Genomic DNA, 20,804 nt, shown 5'->3' with positions numbered 1-20,804 from the left:
GGCCGCGGTTGCCGAAGGCGTCCTGGCCGCCGAAGGGATCCTGCGGGTTGCCGAACGCGTCCTGGTTGCCGAAGGCCGCGCCGTTCTGTCGGCTACGAGTTGTTCTGCAGGCTGCTGCTGATGCCCTGGTCGAACTGGATCGCGTTCTCCTTGATGCCGTTGAACATCTCCGAGAAGTCGTTGATGCCCTTGACGGCGGCCAGCAGGCTGGTGTCGAAGTTGTTGTAGGTGGTCCGGATGACCTCGCTGGACTGCTGGAAGACCATGCCGTCGTCGACGAGGGTGTTGACCCGGTTGCGCAGGTTGCTGAGCACCGGCAGCAGGTTCTCGTGGGCGTCGTGCAGCAGACTCACGACCTCCTCGATCTTGTGGTAGTCGAGGTTGATGCCGTTGTAGCTGGCCATGGGGTTCCTGTCCGTTCCTGTCGGTCTCGATGCGGTTGTCGGGTGGTCACCAGGCGGCGGGCGTGGAGTTGTAGTCGTCGCTCCCGCCGCCGTCGTCTTCGGTGCTGCCGCCCACCTGCTGCCAGTCCGGCTGGTTGCCGTTGGCGTCCTTGGGGCCGCGGGTGTACTCGGTCCGGTCGCCGTCACTGCCGGTGGTGACCATGGTGCCGCTGCCGTCGGAGTTGAGGTTGGTCTCCGAGTGGACGGTGCTGCCGTCCGGGTAGGAGGTGTCCGTGGTGTAGTGGTTGCCGTCGCTGGAGTAGTTGGTCACCGACGTGTACGTCTTGCCGTCGTAGGTGACGGTGGACTCCTCCTTGATCACATGGCGCTGGTCGTCCAGGGTGAGGTGGGTGTGGACGCTGCCGCGGTCGGTGGTGATCGTCTGGTCCAGCGGCGGGTCGCCGGGGTCGGTGGCGGAGCAGAAGTCCGGCATCGTGCCGTCCGGTCCCGGTACGCACTGGTCGAGGTGGGACTGCTTGTAGTCCCACAGGTCCTTGTCCCGGAAGTAGTTCTGCAGGCCCAGGTTGCTGCCCGTGATCCCCATGCCCTGGGCCAGTTCGGAGTCGAACGACAGGAACGCCTCACCCACCGAGCCGAAGGCGCCCGCGAGCTCCTTGAGGCCCTTGTCGGCGTGGGACATGGTGCTGCTGGCGTTGGAGTAGAAACCCGCGAGCGCGTCGGCGAGGCTCTGGTCGCCCAGGACCGTCAGGGCGTCGCTGGAGGTGTATCCGTCGTAGTCCGTCTGGCCCAGCCGGGAGAACGTGCTGTTGTCGAGGAGCGGACCGATGTCGCCGGCCAGGTTCTCCAGATCCCGTTTGGCGTCGTTGAGGACGTTGTATTCGATTTTGAGGTAATCGGCCATGCGTGGCCCTCCCAGTCGACTCCGGTCAGTTGGACCACGCCGTACCCCGCCCGCCGGTTCACCCCGGGCCCCTGCTGTAACCCAGATCACGTGAACCGCAGCGGGCGCTGTGGCGTGGTCAGTTGGGGAGTGACCGCCCCGAAGGACGCAGGATCCGGGAGGAACTTCGAATGCCACGCCCGACCGACTGGAACGCGATCGGGCTCGACGGCGACCCCACCCCCGGCGATCCCGAGCAGATCCGGACGCTGGCCACCGAGCTGAACCACCTGGGTTCCGAGGCCCGGCGCATCAGCACGGCGATCGACGCGGTGATGAACACCGCGGGGGACAGCGTGTTCGTCGGCCAGGCCGCGGACGCCCTGCGCGGCAAGGTCAACGACCGGCTGCGCGGGCACATCGAGGACGTGGCGCAGTCCTTCGAGACCGCGGCGAGTGCCCTGACCACCTGGGCGGACAAGCTCGTCGACCTGCAGTCCCGTGCCGACGGCGCGCTCAACTCGGGCCGGGGGCTGTCCGAGGACGACCCGGACCGCGACACCTACGCCTCGACGGCCCGGCAGGCCGGTACCGAGCACGGTGAGGGGGCCGCCGCCGCGGCGGGCAGCATCCAGGGTGTCTCCGACATCCAGCTGCCGATCTCCAAGTGCCAGATCTTCTGGGAGGCGTTCCAGTGGCTGGCGATCATCCTGATCGTGCCGGCGCTGATCTTCGGCGGCCCGATCGCGCTGCTCGCCCTCGGGGTCAACCTGACCCTGTTCATCAAGACGATCGTCGACTTCGCCAACGGCAACGCGAGTTTCCTCGACCTCTTCCTGGCGGGCCTCGGCATCCTCGCGCCCACCACCAAGGCGCTGCCGATCTTCCAGATCATCAAGGGCGTCGGTACGACCGCCTTCGCCAAGGGCTTCGCCAACATCGCCCGGGGCACCTTCCAGGCACTGCGCAACCTGTTCACCAACGGCTTCCGGCCCACCACCCTGCTGCTCGGCCTGAAGGACCTGGTGCGACTCGGCAGCACGTGGGTCTACAAGGGCGGTCTGTGGGTGCTGGACGGCATCCACAACCTGCCCAACGTCATCGGTCGCGGCGTCAACTCCCTGAGTCTGACGGTCGTGCAGGGGTTCAGGGCGATCCCGGCGTTCGTGCGTGGCCTGCCCGAGACGCTGTCCCGGGGCTGGCAGGCGACGAAGTCCTGGGTGGGCCAGGAGTTCGGCGGCACCAAGTGGCTGCGGATCTTCCTGCCGGTGGACGCGGCGGAGATCGGCGAGTACGGCTTCGCGCGCGCCCTGCGGATCAGCCTCTTCGACCGCGGTGTGCTCGGGCAGCACGTCTTCGGCGCCCCGATCACGGGCGCCGTCGGCCGCACGATCAGCTCGGTCCCCGTCGACCCGCGTACCGTCGACGCCCTGGTCGACATGCCGCGCATCCAGCTGAACGAGGTGCGCTTCGGGGCGGGGGCCGGGCAGAACGCGCTGCGCAACCTCGACCTCCACCTTCCCGGCACGCATCTGGACGTCACCTCGACGCTGCGGCCGCCGTCCCTGAACCTGGGTGACGTGGGCGCCATCGCGCACCGCGGCAACTTCGGTGTGCACGCGGCGCGCACGGTGGACGCGCTGGTCGACATGCCCCACGTGCAGCTCGGCGGGGTCCACGTGGAGAACTTCGGTGCGCTGGGCGGCCGTTCGGACCTCGGGGTGAGCGTCGGCGGCACGCCGACCGTCACCACGGCGTCCGGGTTGCACGTACCCGCGTCGGCCGGTGTCCCCGGTGCCGCGCACGGCATCACCGAGACGCCCGCGGCGGCCGTCTCCGGCGGCGCCCACACCACGCTCACCGGGCTGCACCCGGCCCCCACGAACCTGACGTCCGGCGCGGACGTGCTGCTGCCGGGCGGGGCGCACGGCAGTACGCACACGCCGGGCACCTCGGTCCTGACCGGCACCCACGCCACGCCGCCGCCGGTCACCGGCACACTGGGCGACGTGTCCACGCCCGGCACCCCGGTGGTCGGCACCGGCCACACGACGCTGACCGGCACCGGCGCGCCGGGCGTCAACGCCGCCCACACCGCGCTGAACGCGATGCCGACGCCGGTGGCCCCGCACCAGGTGACCGCGCCGAACAGCCTTCTCACCGGACCGACGACGGTCGCCCACCCCGCCCCGAGCGGGCTCGGGCACGCGGTGCCGAACGGTGTCGACGCCCACACGTCGGCGTTCGACCTGCTCGCGGGCGGCCACCGCAACGCCCCCTCCACCCCGGTGGCCCCCGGTACCGGCAGCACCCTCGCCGACCGCACCACCAGCGCGCTGTCGGCCCACCAGACCCGGCTCCACCTCGACGAACTCGTCCACAGCCCCGGCTCCCCGCACCCAGGCACCCCGACGGAGCACCTGCCGCACCACGCACCGGCAACGACACCGGCCACCTTGGACCGGCTGACCACGAACCCGGCCACCCCGGACCGGCTCACGCCGAACCCCGCCACCGCGGACCGGCTGACCACAAGCCCCGTCACACCGGACCGGCTCACGGTGAACACGACGACACCGGACCGGCTCACGGTGAACACGACGACACCGGACCGGCTCACGGTGAACACGACGACACCGGACCGGCTCACGGTGAACACGACGGCACCGGACCGGCTCGCGGTGACGACGCCCACGACCCCGGACCGGCTCCCCGTCACCCCCTCCCCGCACGACCCGGCCTCCCCCGCCCCCGTCGGCGGCTCCGGGCGCCCGGCCCCGGGCGGCGGCCACGGACACTCGGCCCTCGACCTCGTGGACACCGGCCGCAGCGCCCGCGGCGGCGACGCCCCGGCGCTCGCCGGTACGCCCGCCCACACCGACGCCGACAAGGGCCTGGCCGGCTCGTCCTCCGGCACCGCCGGGCACGCCCCGGAGCTTTCGACGGCGCAGGGCGCCGCCACTTCGTCCGACAAGTACAAGCTGCACGTCGACGAGTCCGCCCTCGGCCCCGTCCGCAACGACACCGACGGGGTCAAGGTCGTCACCGACCGCATGAGCGCCCCCTACCTGAGCGGCGCGCAGGTGGACTTCGTGGACTCCGTCGACAGGCCCCGCTTCACGATCGACCCGCCGTCCGGCTCCAGCCCCCACGGCGACGCCTTCACCGACCCCTTCGACGACATCCTGAAGAAGCCCGACGTCGTCCGGGTCCCCGGCGACCACCAACTCGCCGTCAGGGCCCCGCGCACCGGCACGCCCGAACTCCACGGCGCCGCCGTCGAGTCGGGCCTGTTCACCGTGGAGAAGCAGGGCACCGCCATCGTCGTGCGACAGCTGGACGCCGTCGGCGGCACCGTCGTGCACAGCTGGACCTTCAAGCGGCTGGGCGGCATCCGGCTCGCCGAGGAGACCGTGCGGTTCGGCGACGGCCCGTTCGGCGGGATGAGCGTCAAGGTCGCGGGCAAGTCGGTCGGCTCCGTGCCGGACGGCACGGGCACCTGGCCGGCGAGGCTGAACGGCGAGCACGAGATCGTCGTCGCCTCGGGCACCGGAAACCACGTCTACAGCCGCTCCACCGGCGAGCTGCTGCACTCCGCCACCGCGCAGGTCCCCCTGCCGGCGCGCCCGGCCGAGCTCACCGGGGCGGCCGCGGACAGCTGGGACGCCGCCGCGCACGCCGCCCGCGGCCACCTGGGCAAGGCCGCGGCCGACAACGAGGTCAAGCTGTTCATGCAGGGCGTCATCGGCGGTGCCTTCACCTCGAAGAAGGGGTACGGCGGCTTCGTCAACCCGAGCGCCCTGGAGGCGAACCCCGGCCTGGTGGGCAGGGTCAAGCAGTTCAACAAGGTCGCCGGCGACCTGATGTTCGAGGGCCCGAACCAGCGGATGACCGTGTGGCGGGGCGTGTCCATGGACCCGCGGGCCGCGCAGGCCGACGTGTTCGTGGAGCGGCTGCCCGCCTCGACCTCCAACAACCGTGCCTTCCAGGCGGAGTGGGCGAAGAACGGCGTCAACAGCAACCGCGTGGTCTTCGAGATCGACGTCCCCGCCGACCACGGCAGGCTCGCCATGGCCTACCCGCCCGGATACACCAAGGCCGCCGACGACGCCGTCGCCCTCAACCAGGACCAGTGGGAGATCACCCTCTCGCCGACCCGGCTGGTGCGGACCGGACCGGCCCGGGTCGAGGACGGCATCACGGTCGTTCCGGTGCGCGCCGAGCAGATCCCGGAGGACCAGCTCGCGAAGCTCATCGAGGAGAAGTGGCACGGGCTGGCGTCGGGCGAGGCGTTCGAGGACTTCGGCCACGCCTTCGGGCAGGACGCGATCCGCCGCTGGGAAGGCCTCGCCGACGCGGTGGTACGGGAGGGCGGCGACGGCCCGCACGTGAAGACGTTCACCGTCGGCCGGCCCGGCTACGCGGACGAGATGACCATCACCGTCACCCACAAGGTCGACGACGACGCGGTCTCCGTAGCGATCACCGGCGGCGACCGCGCCTTCAGCAGGGAGTGGAGCGGCACCGGCTTCAACGACCTCGCCGCCGACCTGCGCGGCCACGTCCTGCACAACAACGAACTGCTCAGCTCCCTGCCGACGCCCGCGTCCTGGGGCAGGGAACTGCCGAGCCCCGCCCACTCCGCCACGCACACCGACACGGCCGTCCCGGGCACGGCGCACGGCACCCCCGGCACGACGTCCGCCCCGCGGCCGGACAGCCCGCTCGCGGGCGGTGGCCAGGAGCTGCCGGGGAGGGGAACCCGGCTCACCCCGGCCCAGATCGAGGAGGCCTGGTTCCGGGACGGGCAGCGCGTCGACGCGTTGTTCGGCCACGCGGACGACCCGTTGCGGCAGGCCCGCCGCGACGCCTGGCGGGACCATGTGAAGGCACGGTACGACCTGGGCCGGGCCGAGGAGGACCTGCTGCCGCACACCGGCCCCGCGGGGAGCTCCAACGGCCCCACCGTCGCCGAGATCCGCGCCCACGACAGGGTCGACACCGCCCGGCAGCAGTACGACGCCACCCACACCCGTCTGACCGACCTGGGCGTCGACCCGGTGCGGATGGAGGCCGACCTCTCCGCCCTGCGGCAGCTCAGTCTGAAGGAGCGGCCCCGCGCGCTCGGCGGCACAGCCCTGCCCGCCGACGGCGCGACTCCCCCGCCCGCCCACTCCGCTCCTGCCCTCCACAGTGAGACGGAGGCGACCGCCCCGCTGACGCCTCCGCAACAACTGGCCGAGTCCCTCGGCGAGCACACCGAGGCCCAGCGCGGCGTGCAGCAGGCGGAGAGCAAACTCGCCAACGCCAACGTCAACGCCGGCACCGACCAGCGCCCGGCCCTGCAGGCGGCCCTGGACAAGGCGAACGAGGAGGCCTCCCGGATCGCGGGCCGCCTGGACGGGGACATCACGCAGGCGCTGACCGACGGCCGGCTCTCCCAGCGTGACCTCAACCTGCTGGTCGACCAGTTCGCCGGCGCCGGCGAGATCCAGCGCGCCCTGCGGCTCCAGGAACACGCCCTGAGTCTGGACGCCCAGGCCCGGCGCGCGCCCGAGGCCGCCGACGCGGACCATTTCATCAGGACCGGCAAGGAGATCGAGGAGCAGTCACTCGAACTGCGCGGGCTCACCCAGCGGCTGGAGGACCTGGTCGCGTCGGGCGAGAAGTCCCTGCCGGAACTCCAGGGCGTCGCCCAGGCCCTCGACAAGGCGGCCGACAACCTCGACGCCTCCCTCAAGGGTTTCGTCAAGGACGCCGCCGAGCTGGGCGGGGTCTACACCCTCCGCAACGAACACGCCCCCGTCTCCACCGTGGCCCACGAGCTCGCCAGGAAGGTCGACGCCGCCGTCAAGGCCGCGGGGCCCGGCGACTCCATCACCCTGAAGGGCTTCCACGGCACGGAGTTCTCGGTCTCCCGTCTCCGGCGCGACATGCCGGAGATCGCCCGCCACCTCCGCAGCAACAAGGCGTACGCCGAGGTGCACACCGGAAACCAGTGGAAGGCCGAGCTGCCCGGCTCGCAGGAGCAGTGGAGGAAGGTCTTCCCCGAGTTCGAGGACTTCGAGAAGCTCTCCGACCCGCAGAAGACGCGTTTCGTGCGGGAGCTGTCCGAACGCAACATCACGCAGTTGCGCCGGGACGTCGACGAGCTGCTGAACAGCCTGCCGCCTGCCGAGCGCGCACAGTTCGAGAAGCTGCTGACCGGCCTGCGGAACCTGCCCTACCGCATCAAGCACGCGACTCCCGCCTACCACGCCATCGCCAACAGCGGTGTGATGTCCTCACAGGGCGACCTGACCCGACGGGGCATCAGGTTCCTCGCCTCAGGGAAGAGTTCGGGGAAGAACACCTCCAACCTCGGCAACGACGACTTCGTCTTCTTCCGGATGGAGGCCGGCGACAAGCCGATGGCGACCCGGTACGGGCCGACCACGCTCGTCTTCGACGCCAAGGTCCTCGAGGAGCGGGGCGGTTGGGTGTCGCTGCACGACCAGCTGCATCCGCTGGACCGCGAGACCATGCGTGACCTGAAGTTCGGCGACGACACCGTTCGAAGCGCCGCGTACGACAAGGGCTTCGAGGAGATGGGCAAGCGGGCCCGCTGGACGTACAGGTATCCGGACGGCGGTGGCTCCCGCACGGTCTCCTTCGACCAGGAGGTCTTCCACGGCGCGCACGTCCAGGAGGCGCTCGCCCTGTCCGTGGTGCGCGAGGTGCACCTGATCGGCGGCGGGTTCAAGGACGACGTCCTCAGGCTCGCCGCCCAGGGCGAGGAGGGCACGGAGCAGATGGGCGCGGTCGTCTCCAAGCTGTACCGGCCCGAGGCCAAGTTCGGTTCCGGGCTGCCGATCAACCCGTACTCCAGCCAGGTCGAATCCCGGTGGCCGAAGCCGCTCGAGGTCCACGACCCGGAGGGCGACGGACGCTATCTCGCCGACGGCACGGTGGACCCGGCCGCGCGGGCCGCGGGCAAGGCGTTCGACGACGCGTCCGCGAAGGTGCGCCAGGCCGACAACGCCGACGTCAAGGACGTGAAGGCGCAGCGCTACAACCTCAGGAAGGCGCAGCCCCTGGCCGAACAGGCGGTCAAGCTGACGCAGCAGTTCCACGACCTCGCCGAGGGCGCCCGCAAGGAGATGGCGAAGGGGCTGCTCGACGAGCGGACGAAGCTTCTCGACACCATCAACGGACGTATCGACGCCCTCAAGAGCCGGCCGGACACCGACGCGGCGAGGACGCAGCCCAGGCCGGGCCGGAGCCAGGGCGCCGCGGCTTCCTCGTCGGCCGCTCCGGTGAACGGCCCCGACCTCAACCTGCTTCCGCAGTCGGCCGAGGCCACCCTCAAGGCCGTGCCGGGCATCACCGACCCCATGAAGAAGATGGTCCGGGCACTCGCCAACTCGGACGGCTTCCGCGCCCTGCCGGACTCCAAGGTCGGCGCGCAGACCACGGCCGCCGTCGACCTGGGCAGGAACGCCTTCGACAAGGCGTTCAAGCACCTGTCCAGGGCGAACCTGGTCTACGGTGACGAAGCGGGCCTTCACTTCACGGACGAGGGCCGCCGCCTGTTCCTGCCGTCGAGTGGCGGCACCAGGACGACGGCGCCGTCCGCGTCCGGTGCGACCGACGTCCACACGAACCCGTCCCCCGCGCTCACCGGCGACGGCCGCCCGCCCCGCAGCCCGGACACCACGCCCCCGGCACCCCACCACCTCGACACCCGGTCCCCTGCGCAGCACGGCACCGGCACGCAGGCGCCGGCACCGCACGGTGTCGACGCCGAGACGGCCCCGCCGGTGGTCAAGGAGGGCGACACCACCGTCCCGCCTGCCACGGACCACGGCGCCGCCCCGCACCCCCTCGACGCGGAGACCTCGCCGCGGCACCTCTCCGGCGCCACCGCACCGCACCGTCCCGCCGGGACGGAGACGGAGACCTTCCGGCCGCACCCGCTCGACGTCGACACGCCTGCGCCCCGGCTCCCGGAGACCGACACACCCGAACCGCACCTCCCCGACACCGAGACGCGCACACCCCACCTCGCGGACACCGACACCACCCCGCCCCACCCCACCGAAACCGACAGCACCCCGCCCCACCCCACCGAGACCGACACGTCCGCCACACATCTCCACGACATCCACCCGGCCGCCCCGCACCGTGGCGGCGACGGCGACTTCGCCTCGACGCCCCCGCGGGACGACACCCCGCCGGGCGGCGGACGGACCCCGCGACCGCTCGGTGACGCCGTCCTCGACGACGTGCTCGGGCCGCCCCGGCGGACCGGCGACACCACCGGCACGACGGCACCCGGTACCGCTCACCCGGCCGCGCCCGACCTTCTCGACCGGGCCGCCTTCCGCCGTAGCACGTACCGGGAGAACGGCATCCGCGCCCGCTCGCAGATCCGGTACGTCGACCGTGCCCTCGCCACCTTCCACGACGTGCCCGCCGACCAGCCGGCGCGGCGGGCCCAGGCCCTCGACAACCTGGCCGACGCCGCCCGGCGCTTCCTGCGGGACCGCCCGGACTCGGTCCGCCGGACCGGGGTGGAACAGCTGCTCCATCAGGTACGGGCCGAGGCGAACGCCTACCGGCTGCTCGACGACTTCCGGCGGCTCGGCGGCGACGGGGACGGGCTGGCCGGCCGTACCCGTGCCGCGCTCGCCGCCGGCGGCACGACCCCGCACACGGGGACCAGGCTCCAGGCCATGCTCGACGGCATGGTCAGGTCGGCGCGGGCCCAGCGGCAGAGTGACGCCCTGAGCCTGCTGGACGGCGCCCCGTCGCTGCGTGACACCGGCGACGCCACCCTCGCCGCACCGGCCCGGCCGGACGGTGACACGACCCCGCCGGCACCCGCACCGGTCCGGCCGAACCGTGGCAAGGGCCCGGCCGTACCCTCCCGGCAGCCCGGGCAGACGCCGTGGGCGGAGGATTCGGCGCGGTTCGACGAGCTGCTGGGCGGCGACGGCCGGCCGTTCCGCGAGGCCTGGGTCGAGCTGTCGTCCGCCCGTGTCGAACTGAACCGGGTCGAGGATCTGCGCGCCGCGCCGGGCGGAGCCGGCACCTCACGGGGTGTCAGCGAATACGACGTTCAGCTCAACCACGAACTGATCGCCGCTCAGGACCGGTTCCGCACCGCGTACACGAACCTGGAGGACCTCGGTGTCCGTCCGACCGAGATCGAGGCCCGGATCCAGGAGATCGAGATCGGGGCCACCCGGCGCGGCGCGAGGCTCGGCGCGGGCAAGCACGACACGCTGCCCGACACCGCCCCGCCCGCCGTCCACCGGATCGATCTGAACAACTCGGGCACAAGCGGGCCGAACGGCCTGACCATCGAGCGGAGCGCCGGCCAGGACGGCACGGTGACGCTGCGGGTGGTCGACCAGCAGTCGCACCCGGACCCGACGCGCACGGTCGTCGCCCGGCCGGACGGCGGTTTCGACGTCCGGCACACTCCGTCGGCCACCGTCGACACCTACACCGCGAACGGCGACCGGATCGCCTACGACATGCCGCTGCGCGGGGCCGACGGCAGGCCGACGGGGCTGCGTCTGCACATCGACATCAACGGCCACGGCGCGCGCGAGGCCCTGGCGGTGCACGGCCCCGGAGCGGACCGGCTGACCGCCTTCCCGCTGCCCGGCGACGTCACGCGGATCACCCGTCTCGACACCGGCGTCACCCGTCGTGTGGACGCCCTGGGCCTCCAGCTCGACGAGGGAGTCCAGCTCACCGGCCGGGACGGCGTCCCCGCCGCGACCGACCGGGTGTGGGTCACCGACGGAGCCGGCACCCACGTCACCGACCTGGCGGGCGACCGGCTGGACCTGCGGGTGCAGGTTCTGGGTGACGGGAACGGCGTCCGGGTCACCGACGGGACGACCGGGATGTCCGTACGCCACGACGGCCGGGGCCGTCTCCAGGAGTCCGGTGTCGCGCTGACCGACCCGCAGGGCACGCGCGGGCAGCGGTTCCTGGCCGACGACGGCTCGGGCCGCTTCACGCTGACCGACGGGTCCGGTGCCCGGCAGCCCCAGACGGTCACCGCGCTGCCCGGCGGCTCCGGCTTCCGGGTGACCGACGAGACGAGCGGCGCGACCAGCAGGTTCACGGCCGACGGCCGCTACCGGGACACCGGCCTCGCCCTGTTCGACCCGGCGGCGAACGCGCGCGGCGGCCGGGTCGTCGTACCGGACGGCGCGGGCGGTCACCGACTCACCGACACGGCGGGGCAGCCGCTGCGACAGCGGGTGGTCGCGGTCGGCGGCAACCGGCCGCGCACCATCGACGACGTCACCGGCGAGTCCGTGCTGTACGACACCCAGGGCCGCCCGGTGAGCACATCGACCGCGCTGGCCGACCCGGCCGGCGGGCAGCGGGGCACGCGGTTCGCCGAGCCGGACGGCACCGGCGGGCACCGTCTCACCGACACCGACGGCAACGGGCTGCCCGACACCGTCACCGCGCTCCCGGGCAACGGCGGTTTCCGCACCGTCCACGACACCGGGCACCGCACCTTCGCGCCCAACGGCGACTTCACGGGCGACGGGCTGCGGCTGACCGGACGGGACGGCACACCGGCCGGGCACCTCGACCGGCCGCTCGGGGCGGCCGCGCGCCGGCTGGACGACGCCTTCGCGGTGGACCCGGCGCGGGCGGTCACCTTCGACCCGGCCGGCCGCATCGAGATCGCCCGCCCCGGCGGCGGCCGGCAGGTCTTCGACCAGCACACCGGGCGGTTCGTCCAGGAGACCGTCCCGATGCCCGGCGGTGGTCACCAAACCACCCTGGCCGACGGGACGTTCACCCGGTACGACGGCCAGGGCGCCGTCCGGGCCACCGGCACCCCGCTGCCCGCGGGCCACGGCGGACGCGTCCTCGTCACACATCCGCCCACCGCGGCGCATCCCGCCGCCTGGCTGGAGGACGCGGCGGGCGGCAGGCTCGCGCACTGGGACGTCGTCCGGCGCCCCGACGGCACCACCCGGATCGCGTTCGAGGACCGGACCAGCCCGCGGCACGGCGAGTTCGTGCACCTGGCCGCCGACGGCAGCGTGACCCGGCAGGGCTTCAACGTCCTGGACAAGGGACGGCGCACGGACCACCGGTACGTCGTCGACCACGCCGCGGGCACCTGGGAGCGGACCACCAGGGCGGGGGCGCCGGTGACGGCCGGGTCCTTCCACCGCGGCACCGCCGACCTGTCGGGCGCCGCGGGCGGCCACGTCAAACTGCTCAGCTCGACCAAGAAGCAGGTGCCGGTCTTCGAGCGCCGGGTACTGCCCGGTGCCTCCGGTGACGTGGTCGACTCCTTCCGCCGGACCGACACCATCGGCTTCGCCCGCACCAACCCCCGTACCCACTGGGTCCGCTGGGACGACACCGGCACCCCGGTCGGCACGGGCAGCAGGCACTACGACACGGCGGGCACCGGCTGGCGGGACACCGACGGCCGGGGCCGCACGGTGCGCGAGTACCGCGACGGGCTGCAGAAGTTCAACGGCCGGACCGGCCACACCCTGGGCGTCGACAACGGCGACGGGAGCTGGACCTGGCACCGTCACGACGGCGAGGGCAAGGTGATCGCCTCGGGCCCGCGGACCCGTGAGCGCGTCAGCAGCGGCTGGACCGACCGCACCGCGGACGGCCGGATCGCCCAGCGGCAGTGGGGCATGGCCGAATGGCCCGAGCGGGCCGGCCAGTACCAGGAACACGCCATGGACCCGGCCGACGGGTCGCTCCGCGCCACCTGGGAGCGGCATTCCCCGCACGGCAAGGAGGTCGGCAAGCGGGAGCCGCTCGGCGACGGCTTCCTGACCACCGACCGCTGGCGCGAGCAGCGCCCGCCCACCTGGGTCCGCACCCGCTGGCTGGCCGGCGCCGAGCACACCCGGCCGCCGTACGCCCACGTCCGGGGCGACGACACCTACCAGTTGTTCACGTGGACGAAGGAGGCGGGCGACGGCACCACCACCTCCGGGGTGCGCTACGTCGCGATGGACGGCAGCGCCCTGGACCTGGCCGCCGACGGCACCTTCGCGCGGTTCAGCGGGAAGCTGCACGACGGCACGTCCCTGAAGGTGGGCGACCACGCGGCCCGCCCCGCGCACGCCCCGGCCGACGCCACCGACGTGCCCTGGCAGGCCGGAGACCTGCGGGGCTACCGCCACTCGCTCGTGGCCGATCCGGACAGCAGGCTCTGGGAGGACGTCCACCAGGGCGCCGACGGCACCACCCGGACCGTCCGTGAGGGGCGGCCCGGCGGGTTCGTGCGGGAGTTCACCGGTGACCGCACCTGGGTGGACCGGGACGCGCACGGCAACCTCGTCGGGCAGAGCCACGCCAACCCGGACGGCACCGCCGGACACGTGATCCAGGGCTCCGGCCGGGCCGGCTCGGGCCGCTGGACCTGGCGTGAACTGGACGCCCAGGGCGCCGAAGTCGGCAGCGGCCGAAGGGAGTTCTTCCGCGGTTCCCACGACTCCCGGCTCCCCTGGGACGACTCCTACCGGGACTACGACGGCAACGGCGACCTCGTCAGGGAGCGCCGGATGCTCGACTCGGGCCGGTACGTCGACGCCTGGCGGGACGGCCAGGGCACCTGGCAGGCCCGTGCCCACGAACGCAACGGCACGGTCATCGACGTGGGCGACGGCAACCAGGTCCGCCGGTGGTGGAACGGCCGCGCCTGGCAGGACCGGTGGACGGACGGCGCCCGGCACTTCCGTGACGAGCTGCGCGGTCCCGGTCAGGCACCGCCCGTCGTGCTGCGCGAGACCCCCCTGCACAACGGCGGTCCGCTGCGGGTGCGGGCCTACAGCACCACGGTCACCCAGCAGAACCCGGCCGGTTCGGTCTGGAAGGAGTTCGACCACGGCAGCGTGGTGCGCGAGCGCAAGGCCGAGGGCGGCGGGTTCCTGGAGACCGACGCCTGGCGCGGCCAGTGGAACCGCTACCGCGGGAACGGCGATCTGGTCGCCCAACGCACCGAGCGCGGCCTGGTGTTCGAGCGGGACACGTTCAACCGCTGGCGCCTGGTGGGCAACGAGTACGACTTCCGCGGCCCGCTGACCGAGATCCGCGGCTGGGGTCGTGCCACCCGGGAGGCGCAGCGCATGCCCTGGTCGGGCACGCTCGTGCCGAACGGCGACGCGGCGCTGCGCGAGGCGCGCTACGAGCCGTACTGGCGGACGGTGGCCAAGAAGGCGGCGCTGGAGTTCGGCCAGGAGTTCATCCTGGAGTTCGGCGCGAACCTCGCCGTGAACGGGATCGTGGCGGCCGTCCAGCACAAGCAGTTCACCGGGAAGGACGCGCTCAAGTCGTTCGCCAACGCGGCGGTCGGCGCGGGCGTCAAAACCGGTCTGAGCACGGCGGTGCACGAGAACCGGGCCCTCGGGTTCGAGAAGCTGGGCACGCTCAAGGCCGGCGTCGCCAACATCGACGGCGGCAAGCCGTGGACCCGCCGCCCGCTCAACCACGACAAGACCTGGGTCAACGAGTGGGCGGGCAACGAGACGCCGACCCGCTGGCGGGGCGGCATCTACGACTACTCGTTCGGTGTCTTCAGCAGCGCGCTCTCGGGCTGGGTCAACGGCAGTATGAACGCGGCGGTGTGGGGGGTGACGAACGCCGACGGCCAGACGGTGAAGCTGCACGGCGGGGACGCGGTCTGGGAGGGCGGGATCAACGCGGCGGCCTCGGTCACCACGGCCGCCACCACCGGGCTCGTCAAGAACGTGTTCGTGATGAGCGCCGGCAGCCGGCTCTTCCACCGCCAGGGCTTCGCCGACTTCTGGATCCAGCTACCCTTCAAGATCTTCGAGAAGTCGATCCAGTCGCTGTACCTGACCGGTTCGTACCGTGCGAGCATCAACCCCGCGTACTATCAGGCGCCTTGACCGGGCGGCGGCGACCACCGAGGACTGAGGACAGCAGATGACCACCCGCCACACCGTGGCGCCCAAGGGCCAGGGCGGCCGGGGCGCCTACCGGACCATCGGCGAGGCGATACGGGCCGCCTCCCCCGGGGACCTGGTGGTGATCGCCCCCGGCACCTGGACCGAGAACCTGGTCCTCGACCGTGCCGTGGTGCTCACGGCGGAGCACGGCCGGGGCAGCGTGGTGATCGCGGCACCGCCGGGCGAGGCGCCCGCGGTGACCGTGGAAGGACCGGACTGCGCCCTGCACAACCTCACCGTGTGGGGTGCGGACGCCGGGCTGCCCGCCGTGAGCGTGGCGCCCGGTGCCGGGCTGGTCCTGGAGGAGTGCTCGGTGGAGGGCGGCCGGGTGCAGGTGAAGGGCCCGGAGGACGAGGAGGGCGGTACGACGGCCCTCGTGCTGCGCCGCTGCCGGGTGGAGGGCGCCCGGCTGGCGGGGCTGCACCTGGCCGGGAGCGTCCGGGCGCGGCTGGAGGACACGGCGGTCACCGGCGTCGACGGCACCGGGGTGGTGCTGTCCGGCACCGCGAGCCTGGACGCCGTGCGGCTGCGGCTGGAGCGGACGACCGGTTCCGGGGTGCGGCTGCGCGGCCGGTCCCGGCTGCGGCTGACCGACTCGGTGCTGGCCGGGAGCGGGCGGGCGGGGTTGCTCCTGGAGGACTCCACCGAGGCGCTGGCCGGGGAGACCCGGATCGAGGCGCCCGGCGCCGCGGGGGTGCATCTGACCGGGTCGGCACGGGCCGAGCTGACCGACTGCCGGATCCGCGGGGCGGCCGCCAGCGGCCTGGTGGTGCAGGAGACCGCCCGGCTGAGCGCCTCGGGCTGCTCGGTGGCCGACGCGGGCGCCAACGGGCTGCTGGTGACGGGCTCGGGCGAGGCACGGCTGGCCGACTGCCGGATCGACCGCAGCGCGTTCAGCGCGGTCCATCTGGCCGGTACGGCCGTCGGACGGCTCGCGGACTGCCGGGTCCGCGGCGGCTCGGAGCACGGTGTGCACGCCACCGGCGAGGCGCGGGTCGAGCTGACCGACTGCGGGATCACCGACGTGGCCATGACCGGGGTCAGCGTCCTGGAGCGCGCGGTGGCCACGCTCACGGGCTGCCGGGTCGCCGGGGCGGCCGCCGGGATCGGCATCGACTCGGCCGCCGGAAGCACGGTCGCCGACTCGACGGTGACCGGTACCAGGGAGATCGGGGTGCAGATCGCCAAGGGCGGTGCCGCCTCCCTGGCCGGGATCCGGATCAGCGGTGCGGGCGCGGCCGGTCTCGTGGTCGACGAGGGTGCCGAGGCCACGGTGGACGGCGGCTGGGTGGAGGACTGCGCGGGTTCCGGCGCGGTCGTGTGGACGGGAGCCCGGCCGGAGGTGACGGGGCTGCGCATCGACCGGCCGGGCAAGAACGGCGTGTTCCTGGCGGAGGGCGCGGGGGGCACGTTCACCGCGCTCGACGTGACCCGCGCCGGGTTCCCGGCCCTGCACGTCGCCAAGGGTGCCGACCCGGTCTTCCGGCACTGCCGCGTCCGGGACTGCGCTCAGGCGCTGGGCACCGACGACGGGGCCAGGCCGGTCCTGGAGGACTGCACGGCCGACGGCACGCCCCTGGTCTTCGGTGCCCCGGCCGGGGCACCGGCCGGCCGGCCCGCTCCGGGCGCCGTGCCCGGAGCCAGGGCCGACCGGTCCGCCGGGCCCGCCGGATCCGCCGGCTTGGCCGAGGACGGGGAGGAGCCGGCGGAGGAGAACCTGGAGGACCTGCTCGGCGAACTCCACGAACTGGTCGGCCTGGACCGCGTCAAGCAGGACGTCGGCTCCCTGGTCAAGCTCATGCAGACGGTCCGCCGCCGTGAGGAGGCCGGACTGCCCGCCCCGCCGCTCAGCCGCCACCTGGTCTTCGCCGGCAACCCCGGTACCGGCAAGACCACGGTCGCCCGGCTGTACGGCCGCCTGCTCAAGGCCCTCGGGCTGCTGCGCCGGGGCCATCTGGTCGAGGTGGACCGGACCGCGCTGGTCGGCGAGTACGTCGGCCACACCGGACCGAAGACCACCGCGGCCTTCAACCGTGCGCTCGGCGGGGTGCTCTTCATCGACGAGGCCTACTCCCTGGCCCCGGCGCTGGCGGGCAACGACTTCGGCACCGAGGCGGTGGCCACGCTGGTGAAGCTCATGGAGGACCACCGGGACGACGTGGTGGTGATCGCCGCCGGCTACCCCGGTGACATGCACCGCTTCATCGGTTCCAACCCCGGCCTCGCCTCCCGTTTCGGCCGCACCCTGCTCTTCGAGGACTACGAGCCGGTCGAGCTGGTGTCGATCGTGGAGTACCAGGCCGGACAGCACCGCTACGAGCTCACGCCCACCGCCCGCGCGGAACTCCTCGCGCTCTTCGAGTCCATGCCCAAGGGCGAGGGGTTCGGCAACGGCCGCTCGGCGCGCCAGGTCTTCCAGGAGATGACCGAGCGCCAGGCCCAGCGGGTGGCGGAGCTCCCCGCGCCGACCGCGGACCAGTTGATCAGCCTGGAGGCCCACGACCTGCCCCATCCGGCCACGCGCTGACGCCGCACCGCAGCGCCGTCCTCGCGTACCCGGCCCGCGGGCCGCGGAGGTGACCGCTGCGCCCACCCCGGGAATCCTGTAAGGGATGTTCCAATTGGAGTGGGCTTCCCAGGCGGGCCGCCACCCGGGCCGCGACGGCTCCGGGGAGGCACAGGGATGACCGGGCCGCAGGCGGCACGCAGGAAGCGTGCGAACGGGGTGGAGTCGCGCCGGCGCATCCTCGACGCCACCGTGGAGATCGCCGGCGAACGCGGTTACGAGGGCACCTCCATCGCGGCCGTCAGCGCCAAGTGCGGACTGCCCGCCAGTTCGATCTACTGGCATTTCAAGGACAAGGACGACCTGATCGCCGCGGTCGTCGAGCGCAGCTTCGAGACCTGGCTCGCGGCGGTCGAGCTGCCCGGCGTCTAGGCCGGCACCCCGCTGGAACGGCTCACCCTGATGGCCGCGAACGTGGCGAGGTCCCTGGTCCGCGCACCGGACTTCCTGCGCCTCGGTCTCATGCTCGCGCTGGAGCGGCGCCCCACCGAACCCCGCGGCCGCACCGTCTTCCTCCAGGTGCGTGAGATCGCCGAGCAGCGGGTCGCCGAAGGATCGCCACCCTCTTCCCGGCCCTGCCGGACGACGACGTGCGCACCCTCACCACCTACGCGGTCGCGGGCGCCGACGGCCTGTTCGTGCACCGGGAGGTCAACGGGGACGCCGTGGACCTGGTGGCCCTGTTCGCACTGCACGCCCGGCTCGTGTACGAGGCCGCCGACCGGCTGGCGTCGCGGACCGAGCGCTGACGGCGACCGCGGCGGGACCGGCTCGTCAGAGGTTGATCATGTGTCCGGCGAGTCCGTGCAGGGCGTCCTGGACGGCTTCGCTCAGTGTCGGGTGGGCGTGCACGTTCCGGGCGAGTTCGTGCACGGTGAGGTCCCATTTCTGGGCCAGGGTCAGCTCCGGCAGGAGCTCGGTCACGTCCGGTCCGATCAGGTGGCCGCCGAGCAGTTCCCCGTACCGGGCGTCGCTCACCAGCTTCACGAACCCGACCGTGTCGCCCAGGCCGTGTGCCTTGGCGTTGGCCGTGAACGGGAACTTGGCCACCCGTACGTCGAAGCCCTCGGCACGGGCCTGGGCCTCGGTCCAGCCGAAGCTGGCGATCTGGGGTTGGCAGAAGGTGGCGCGCGGGATCATCCGGTAGTCCAGCTCCATGGTCTCCGCGCCGGCGATGCTCTCGGCGGCGACGACGCCCATCGCCTCGGCGGTGTGCGCGAGCATCAGCTTCGCCGTGACGTCACCGATGGCGTAGATGTGCGGCCGGCTGGTGCGGCAGTGGCCGTCGACGTCGATGGCGCCCCGCTCGGTGAGGCGTACCCCGGTGCTGCCCAGTCCGTAGCCCGCGGTGCGCGGCTGGAAGCCGGTGGCCTGGAGGACCTTCTCCGCCTCCAGGACCTGTTCGGCGCCGCCCTGCCGTACGGTCACCCGGACGCCGTCGGCGCTCTCCTCGATCGCCTGCACGGCGGTGGACGTCAGGATGCGGATGCCCTGGCGTGTGAACCGGCGGGCGAGTTCGGCCGAGACCTCCTCGTCCTCCAGTGGTGCGATCCGGTCGAGGTACTCCACCAGCGTGACCTCGACGCCGTAGGACCGCAGCAGGTAGGCGAACTCGACGCCGATGGCACCGGCGCCCGCGACGACCAGGCTGGCCGGGAGGGTGTCGGAGAGGATCTGCTCCTCATAGGTGACGACGCGCCGGCCGAGCACCGTGCCGGGCAGCAGTTTCACGGTGGAGCCGGTGGCGATGACGCAGGAGCGGAAGGAGAGGGTGGTCTCGCCGTCCCGCATCCGCACCTGCAGGGTGTGCGGGTCGAGGAAGGTGCCCTGCCCCTCGAACTGATCGATCCTGTTCTTGCGCATCAGGTAGCCGACACCCTTGACGCGTCCGTCGGCCACCACCCGGCTGCGCTCGTAGGCGGCGCGGTAGTCGAGGGCCACCTCCCCGCTGATCCGCACGCCGTACCTCTCCGCGTCGTGCTGGATCAGCTGGGCGACCTCGGCGTTGCGCAAGAGCGCCTTGGCCGGGATGCAGCCGATGTTCAGGCAGACCCCGCCCCAGAAGCGCCCCTCCACGATCGCGGTGCGCAGGCCCAGCTGCGCGGCGCGGATCGCGGCCACGTAACCTCCCGGTCCGGCCCCCAGGACGACGACGTCGAAGTCGGTCTGCATGGCTCCACCTCACGTCAGGGGACCGGATACAGGCCGATGCCCCGGTTCGCTCCGGTCACCGACGCGACCGGTCCCTCGATCCTCATGGTCGAACACCTCGTCTCGCGGTGCGCCGCCGTCGGGCGGGAAGGGTGCGGCTGCCGACCGCGTCACCCAGACTCTCGTCATAACCAGTGAAAGCGCGTCGGGCGCGGATGTCCACGCGGCCGTCTGACTACTGCCGTCAGCTGAGTTTCTTGGTGAGACTCGTGTTCGGGCCGCTATCGTGAGGACATGAAACGGACCTCGTTCGCCAAGTGGCCGTGCTCGATCGCGCGGACCGTCGACCTGCTGGGTGACCACTGGACGCCCCTGGTGGTGCGGGAGGCCTTCTACGGGATCAGCCGCTTCGACGAGTTCCAGCAGGAACTGGGCATCGCCCGCAACACGTTGACCGACCGGCTGCGCCTCCTGGTCGACGAGCGGATCCTGGAGAAACGGCAGTACGAGGCGGAACCGCCGCGCTACGACTACGTCCTCACGGAGAAGGGACGCGACCTGTTCGCGGTGCTCGCGGCGATGTCCGCGTGGGGCGACCGGTGGCTCGCCGGGGAGCGGGGCGTGCCCGTGGTGTTCCACCACGGGGCGTGCGGCCACGACACCGCCGCCGAGGTCGTCTGCGCCCAGTGCCGGGCGCCGTTGCGGGCCGGGGAGACGTCGATGCGGATGGGGCCCGGATATCCCGAGCGACTCGCGCAGCGGCCGGAGGTACGACGGCGGTTCGGCGCCGAATGAGGCCGTAGTACCCCCTTGACAAGCAGAGTCTCATCTCG

6 protein-coding genes and 1 pseudogene are annotated in these 20,804 nt (G+C 72.7%); 4 read left to right on the top strand and 3 right to left on the bottom strand.

Annotation, left to right across the window (positions count from 1 at the left end):
* Window positions 1–92: 92 nt before the first annotated feature.
* Both AB0958_RS31420 and AB0958_RS31415 read right to left on the bottom strand, forming a co-directional pair.
* Window positions 93–404, bottom strand: coding sequence for a hypothetical protein (locus tag AB0958_RS31420; protein ID WP_046730425.1), 312 nt, complete (start codon window positions 402–404; stop codon window positions 93–95).
* 46 nt (window positions 405–450) lie between these two features.
* Window positions 451–1,305, bottom strand: coding sequence for a hypothetical protein (locus AB0958_RS31415; protein ID WP_366893861.1), 855 nt, complete (start codon window positions 1,303–1,305; stop codon window positions 451–453).
* Window positions 1,306–1,475: 170 nt separating this feature from the next.
* Here AB0958_RS31415 and AB0958_RS31410 point away from each other — a divergent pair, with 170 nt between their 5' ends.
* The 3 genes and pseudogenes from AB0958_RS31410 to AB0958_RS31400 all read left to right on the top strand — a co-directional run bounded on the left by AB0958_RS31410 (window position 1,476) and on the right by AB0958_RS31400 (window position 18,569).
* Window positions 1,476–15,194: a hypothetical protein gene (locus tag AB0958_RS31410; protein WP_366893860.1), complete on the top strand. Its 13,719-nt coding sequence runs from the start codon at window positions 1,476–1,478 to the stop codon at window positions 15,192–15,194.
* Between the two features lie 37 nt (window positions 15,195–15,231).
* Window positions 15,232–17,781: a right-handed parallel beta-helix repeat-containing protein gene (locus tag AB0958_RS31405; protein ID WP_366893859.1), complete on the top strand. Its 2,550-nt coding sequence runs from the start codon at window positions 15,232–15,234 to the stop codon at window positions 17,779–17,781.
* A 156-nt stretch (window positions 17,782–17,937) separates the two neighbouring features.
* A pseudogene (locus AB0958_RS31400) lies at window positions 17,938–18,569 on the top strand (TetR/AcrR family transcriptional regulator).
* A gap of 25 nt (window positions 18,570–18,594) precedes the next feature.
* On the opposite strand, the gene lpdA reads toward AB0958_RS31400, so the two are convergent.
* The gene (gene lpdA, locus AB0958_RS31395; protein ID WP_366893858.1) at window positions 18,595–19,992 is read right to left on the bottom strand and encodes a dihydrolipoyl dehydrogenase; all 1,398 of its coding nucleotides are present in this window, start codon (window positions 19,990–19,992) and stop codon (window positions 18,595–18,597) included.
* Window positions 19,993–20,265: 273 nt separating this feature from the next.
* Here lpdA and AB0958_RS31390 point away from each other — a divergent pair, with 273 nt between their 5' ends.
* A complete protein-coding gene (locus AB0958_RS31390; RefSeq protein WP_366893857.1) occupies window positions 20,266–20,766 on the top strand; it encodes a helix-turn-helix domain-containing protein in 501 nt (166 codons plus the stop codon).
* The last annotated feature ends 38 nt before the right edge of the window (window positions 20,767–20,804 follow it).

Origin of the sequence: Streptomyces sp. NPDC006655 (assembly GCF_040703965.1) — a bacterium.
In the GTDB taxonomy this organism is placed as follows: domain Bacteria; phylum Actinomycetota; class Actinomycetes; order Streptomycetales; family Streptomycetaceae; genus Streptomyces.
This window is presented reverse-complemented; position numbering and strand designations above follow the sequence as displayed.

Coding starts and splice junctions, on each gene's coding strand:
- AB0958_RS31410 (WP_366893860.1), top strand. CDS start 1,476: ATGCCACGCCCGACCGACTGGAACGCGATCGGGCTCGACGGCGACCCC.
- AB0958_RS31390 (WP_366893857.1), top strand. CDS start 20,266: ATGAAACGGACCTCGTTCGCCAAGTGGCCGTGCTCGATCGCGCGGACC.
- AB0958_RS31415 (WP_366893861.1), bottom strand. CDS start 1,305: ATGGCCGATTACCTCAAAATCGAATACAACGTCCTCAACGACGCCAAA.
- lpdA (WP_366893858.1), bottom strand. CDS start 19,992: ATGCAGACCGACTTCGACGTCGTCGTCCTGGGGGCCGGACCGGGAGGT.
- AB0958_RS31405 (WP_366893859.1), top strand. CDS start 15,232: ATGACCACCCGCCACACCGTGGCGCCCAAGGGCCAGGGCGGCCGGGGC.
- AB0958_RS31420 (WP_046730425.1), bottom strand. CDS start 404: ATGGCCAGCTACAACGGCATCAACCTCGACTACCACAAGATCGAGGAG.